3 protein-coding genes are annotated in these 5746 nt (G+C 67.1%); all 3 read right to left on the reverse strand.

Features of this window, described 5'->3' with window-relative positions:
• Window positions 1-205: 205 nt before the first annotated feature.
• Complete coding sequence (locus BMY22_RS22420; RefSeq protein WP_090625517.1) at window positions 206-1465, reverse strand: MgtC/SapB family protein; 1260 nt, start codon at window positions 1463-1465, stop codon at window positions 206-208.
• A gap of 64 nt (window positions 1466-1529) precedes the next feature.
• On the reverse strand, window positions 1530-5015 hold the full coding sequence (locus tag BMY22_RS22425) for a hybrid sensor histidine kinase/response regulator (RefSeq protein WP_090625518.1): 3486 nt from the start codon (window positions 5013-5015) through the stop codon (window positions 1530-1532).
• Between the two features lie 436 nt (window positions 5016-5451).
• On the reverse strand, window positions 5452-5746 hold a 295-nt coding region (locus tag BMY22_RS22430), incomplete at its 5' end, for a transposase domain-containing protein (RefSeq protein ID WP_143068615.1).

Here is a 5746-nt window from a genome sequence, read left to right on the forward strand (position 1 = left end):
TGAAGGCTTCTGGTCACTGTTACGCTCCTGGCTGCGTCCCCATCGGGGCCTCTCCCAAGAGAAGTTGCCGCTATACCTGGGTTTCTTCCAGTTCGTCCACAACGCTCGGATACGGGGCAAAGGGCTGCTTCAAACCCTGCTCAGGGTCCTGCTGGCGTAACAGTCCGTAGCCATGACCGAGGCGTCCGGATGGCCGGACCGCTGCTCAGAGCAGCCAGAGTGTCGCCAGCCCGCCGAGCAGGCCGGCGGCCATGACCGGCAGGGTCAGCCGGGCCAGCCGGGAGCCGCCGATCATGGCGATCAGAATCCCCTTCACCAGGCTGTTGCTGAGGGCAGCGAGAAAGATGCCCCGGATCGCCACCTGTTCGGCCAGTCCGTTCTGGGCATTGCGTGCCAGCGAAAGGGTGATCGCATCCACGTCGCTCAGTCCGGCTAGCAGGGCCACCAGATAGACGCCGGCATCGCCGAGCCAGTGCTGGCCGGCCTCCACCAGAAAGAGGATCAGCACCAGCAGGGCAGCGAAACGCAGCGCCGCTCCCAGTTCGCAGGGGTTCCGCAGTAGCGGCTCGCCGCCCTCCACCGGCTCCCGTCCGGAGCCGCGGTAATGGAGGAGGGCGCCGCCGACATAGACCAAGGTGGCGGCGCCCATCGGCCAGAGCAGGCCGCTCAGCAGGGCGGGGTTGATCAGACCGGCTTCCAGCAGCACCCGCGGGAACATCAGCGCCGAGGTGGCCAGCAGGCCACAGGCGAGCAGGCGGTGCAGCCGCGCATCCCGGTGCAGGCGGGACAGGGTCAGGGTCATCGCGGTGGAGGAAACCATCCCGCCGAGCAGGGCGGTGAGCAGCAGCCCGTGGCGGGTGCCGACCAGGCGGGTCGCTATGTAGGCGGCGAAGCCGATGGCGGCGATCAGCACCACCATCCACCAGGTCGCGTAGGGGTTGAACGCCTGCCAGGGACCATAGCCCCGGTTTGGCAGCACCGGCAGCAGCACCACGGAAATGAACAGTAGCTTGAGCGCGCCGAACAGCTCGTTGGCCGTCAGCCGGCGCAGCATGTTGTGCAGGACATCCTTGAGGCTGAGCAGCAGGGCCACCACCACCGCGCCGGCGGCGGCCAGCACCTGGTGCTCTTCGGTCAGCGCCATGCTGCCGAGCAGGAAGGTCAGCAGCATGGCTATTTCGCTGGTCATGCCTTGCTCGCCGGTGCGGTACAGGTCGCCGATGTAGCCGGCCACCAGCAGCAGGCCGAACACCAGCAGCAGGACGATCCAGGCGGCCAGCCCCAGCTGCTCGCCGAACAGTGCCGCCATGCCGCCGAGCAGGCCGGTCAGGCCGAAGGTGCGAATGCCGGCGGCTAGGTGCGAATCGTCGATGTCGCGGGCGCTCCAGCCGCGCTCAGTGCCGATCAGCAGACCGACGGCCAGGGCGACGGTCAGGTCGAGGAGGACGTCGAGGTTGCTGGGCATGTCGGCGGTACTCGCGAAGGGGGGAGCGCAGCCTGGCGCCGAACGGGGCGTCGGCCGCCGCCGTTCAGCGCAGGGTCAGGTGGCGGTTGAGCAGAGCCCGCAGGGCTGCCGGCTTGACCGGCTTGCCCAGGTAGTCGAGACCGGTGGCGTGGATCTTGGCCACGGTCTCGGGGCGTGCGTCGGCACTGATCACCACGCCCGGCAGGGGCTTGCCGAGTCGGGTGCGCAGCCAGGCCATCAGCTCGGTGCCGGTTTCGCCCTGGTCCAGGTGGTAATCCACCAGCGCCACCTGCGGGCTCACCTCGCCTTCCAGCAACTGCTCGCATTCCAGGCGGTTGCGTGCCGTCCACACCTGGCAGCCCCAGCGCGAGAGCAGGCTGTGCATGGCGGTGAGGATGCTGTCCTCGTTATCCACGCAGAGCACTTGGGCGCCGGCCAGGGTGTGGGTATTGAGCGGCGATGTGCCTTCGGGCTTGGCGCCGGCGACCGGGGCGGCGCTGCGGGCCAGTGGGACGGTGACGCTGAATACGCTGCCCTTGCCGAGCCAGGAGCGTACTTCCAGCCGATGGTTGAGCACGCGGCAGAGGCCGTCGGCGATCGCCAGGCCGAGGCCGAGGCCCTTTTCCGCGCGGGTCTGGTGGCTGTCCAGGCGTTTGAACTCCTCGAAGATCTCCTGGCGCTTGTCTTCCGGTATGCCCGGGCCGCGATCCCAGACCTCCAGGCGCAACTGGTCGCCCTGACGGCGCACGCCCAGCAGCACATGGCCCTTGGCGTAGCGGAAGGCGTTGGTGAGGAAGTTCTGCAGCACCCGGCGCAGCAGTTTCATGTCGCTGTTGATGCGCAGGCGGCTGCTGCGCAGGTGGAAGTCGATGCCCTGTTCCCGGGCCAGCGCCTTGAATTCGGTGCCGAGGGTGTCGAACAGGTCGGCGATGGGGAAGTTGGTGCGTTCTGTGGTGATGCGTCCGCTTTCCAGGCGGGAGACGTCCAGGAGGTCGGTGATCAGATCCTCGGCCGAGCGCAGCGAGCAGTCCAGGTGCCGCACCAGCTTCTGTGCCTCGGGCGGCAGGGCGGGGTCCTGATGGGCGAGGGAGGCGGCGAACAGGCGCGCGGCATTGAGCGGCTGCATCAGGTCGTGGCTGACTGCGGCGAGAAAGCGGGTCTTCGACTGGTTCGCTGACTCGGCGTGGCCCTTGGCCTCGACCAGTGCCTGGTTCAGCTTGGAGAGTTCCCGGGTCCGCTCGATCACGCGTTGCTCGAGGCCTTCGTTGGCTTCCTTGAGGGCGCGTTCGGCTTCGCGGAATTCGGTGATGTCGGTGAAGCTGGTGACGAAGCCGCCGCCGGGCATGGGGTTGCCGATCAGTTCGATGACCCGGCCGCTGGGGAAGAGTCGCTCGAAGGTGTGCGGGGTACCCAGGCGCATCCAGTACAGTCGCTTGCTGACGTGCTCTTCCACGTCGCCGGAGCCGAGCAAGCCGCGCTCGGCGTTGTAGCGGATCAGGTCGGCGATCGGCCGGCCGACGTAGATCAGGCCCTCCGGGTAGCCGAACAGCTCCAGGTAGCGGCGGTTCCACGCCACCAGGCGCAGGGAGCCGTCGATCACGCTGATGCCCTGGGTGATGTTCTCGATGGCGCCCTGCAGCAGGGCGCGGTTGAACTGCAGGACCTCCGAGGCTTCGTCGACGATGCGTACCACGTCCTCGACCTGCATTTCCCGTCCCTCGATGGCCGCCTTGACCACCGCGCGGGTCGAGGAGGCGCCGAGCACTCCGGCGAGCAGGCGCTCGGTGTGGTCGATCCATTCGCTGGTCGCCGCCTGGTTGGGGTTGAATTCCTTGCCTTGGCGCTGGGCGAAGCGTTGGAACTTGCGGCGCGCGTGTTCCTCGCCGACGAAGCGTGAGGCGAGTTCAAGCAGATCCCGCACCTGGACCGCGAGCAGGGAGCGGCCGCCGGAGCGGCGGTTGATTTCCTGGCCGACGAAGCGGCTGGCCTGCCAGTGCTCGGCAACGCGGGTACGCGAAAGCATGGATATGCTGGCGAAGACTGCCCAGTTGCCGGCCAGCGAAATCAGCATCCCCAGGGTGATCGAGGTGATTGGCAGGCCCAGCGGCCGGCTCGCCAGCCACTCGAGGCCGGGGAATTCGCCGAGCGGCCAGCCCATGCGCTGGGCGATCAGCGGCAGCACCAGGGTGTAGCTCCACAGCAGCGCACCGGTGGCGAGCCCGGCGAACACGCCGCGCTGGTTGGCCTGTTTCCAGTACAGCGCGCCGAGCATGGCGGGGGTCAGCTGGGAGATCGCGGCGAAGGCGATCTGGCCGATGGTGGCCAGGCTGGTGGTGGGGCCGAGCATGCGGTAGATGACGTAGGCCAGCAGCAGGATGCCGACGATGCTGACCCGGCGCACGCTGAGCATCCAGTGGCGGAAGGCTTCGAAGGGGCGCTCGGTGTTCTTTCGGTGCAGCAGCCAGGGCAGCAGGATGTCGTTGGAAAGCATGGTGGAGAGCGCCACGCTGTCGACGATCACCATGCCGGTGGCGGCCGAGGCGCCGCCGATGAAGGCCAGCAAGGCCAGCACGGGATGGTGCTCGGCCAGCGGAAGGCTGATCACGAAGGTATCGGGAGTGATTCCGGCCGACAGCCGCAGCTGGCCGGCGAGGGCGATCGGTACCACGAACAGGGCGGCGAGCAGCAGATACAGCGGAAACACCCAGCGTGCCAGGCGCAGGTCGTGGGGTTCGGTGTTCTCTACCACGGCGACATGGAACTGCCGTGGCAGGCAGACTATTGCCATCATGGCCACGCCGGTCTGCACCAGCAGTGCCGGCCAGTTCGTCCCCTTCGCCCAGAATTCGGCCAGTTGCGGAGCGGCCTTGGCCTCCGCGAGCAGGTGGTCGAGGTCGCCGTACAGGCCGTAGGTGGCGAGGGCGCCCACGGCGAGGAAGGCGAACAGCTTGACTAGCGACTCGAAGGCGATGGCCAGCATCATGCCGCGGTGGTGTTCGGTCACATCCAGCGTGCGGGTGCCGAACAGGATGGCGAACAGCGCGAGGCCCAAGGTCACCACCAGCGCCGTGTCCTGGGCGCGGGTGCCGGTGCTGTCCGGGCCGGCACCGATCAGCAGGTTGACGCCGAGCACGATGCCTTTCAGCTGCAGGGCGATGTAGGGGAGCACGCTGACCAGGCAGATGAGGGTGACCACCACCGCCAGCGGTTGCGACTTTCCATAGCGCGCGGCAATGAAGTCGGCGATGGAGGTGATGTTTTCCTGCTTGCTGATCATCACCATCTTCTGCAACATCCATGGCGCGAAGAGCAGCAGCAGCGCCGGCCCGAGGTAGATGGGCAAGAAGTCCCAGAGCTGCTCGGTGGCTTGGCCGACCGCGCCGAAGAAGGTCCAGCTGGTGCAGTACACGGCCAGCGACAGGCTGTAGACCCAGGCGCGCATGCGCGGCGGCAGGGGCGCGTTGCGGCGATCCCCGTAGAAGGCGATGGTGAAGAGTGTGGCCATGTAGGCCAGGGAGACCAGCGCGATCACCCCGATGGACAACGACATGTTATCTCCAAACAAAGCAGTAGCTCCCGGGGCGGCATGACTGCATCAAGTGTTGGCTCGCCAAGCGTTTTCGACAATGACAAAAACTGCCCGGGATTTGACAGTCTTGCAGCAAAACGCCTCGCGATCCGGGGTTTGCGACCAATGTCGCAAGCGACCGGCTGTCGCTTGCGGGGATCTGTCGCACCCCTTGAGCCTGGGTCTGCCGGCGGTTGCCGGCGACCGCTTCCGGGACATTCGGTAAGACCCCGTCGTCTGCGATTCATTTCAGGTGCTCGGCGAAGGCGAGCGCTCATTCCTCGCGCCGATGCAGTCTTGCCGCCGCTCGCGTTGGGCGGGCATATGCTCCGCCGGTCCCGGGCGATCCTGCATCTCGGGCCGGTGGCGCAACGTAAGTGATCCATGAACCCCGTCTGTTAACGGCCGAGCCGGTCTTTTACAGTGGCGCCGTCGGAGTGCAGTTCCACGGCAGCAGCGCCTCGTAGTCTTCGACGCTTTGCGCTGCCGGCAACCGCTCGAGGATGTGGCGCAGCCAGGCGTAGGGCTCCTGCCCGTTGGCCCTGGCGGTTTCCACCAGGCTGTAGAGCTGCGCGCTGGCCGTCGCGCCTTTGGGCGTGTCGCTGAACAGCCAGGCCTTGCGCCCGATGACGAACAGGCGAATAGCCCGTTCGGCACGGTTGTTGTCGATCGGCAGGTAGCCCGCCTCGGTATAGCGGATGAGCCGGCTCCAG

The sequence above is a fragment of the Azotobacter beijerinckii genome, from assembly GCF_900110885.1.
GTDB classification, from domain to species: domain Bacteria; phylum Pseudomonadota; class Gammaproteobacteria; order Pseudomonadales; family Pseudomonadaceae; genus Azotobacter; species Azotobacter beijerinckii.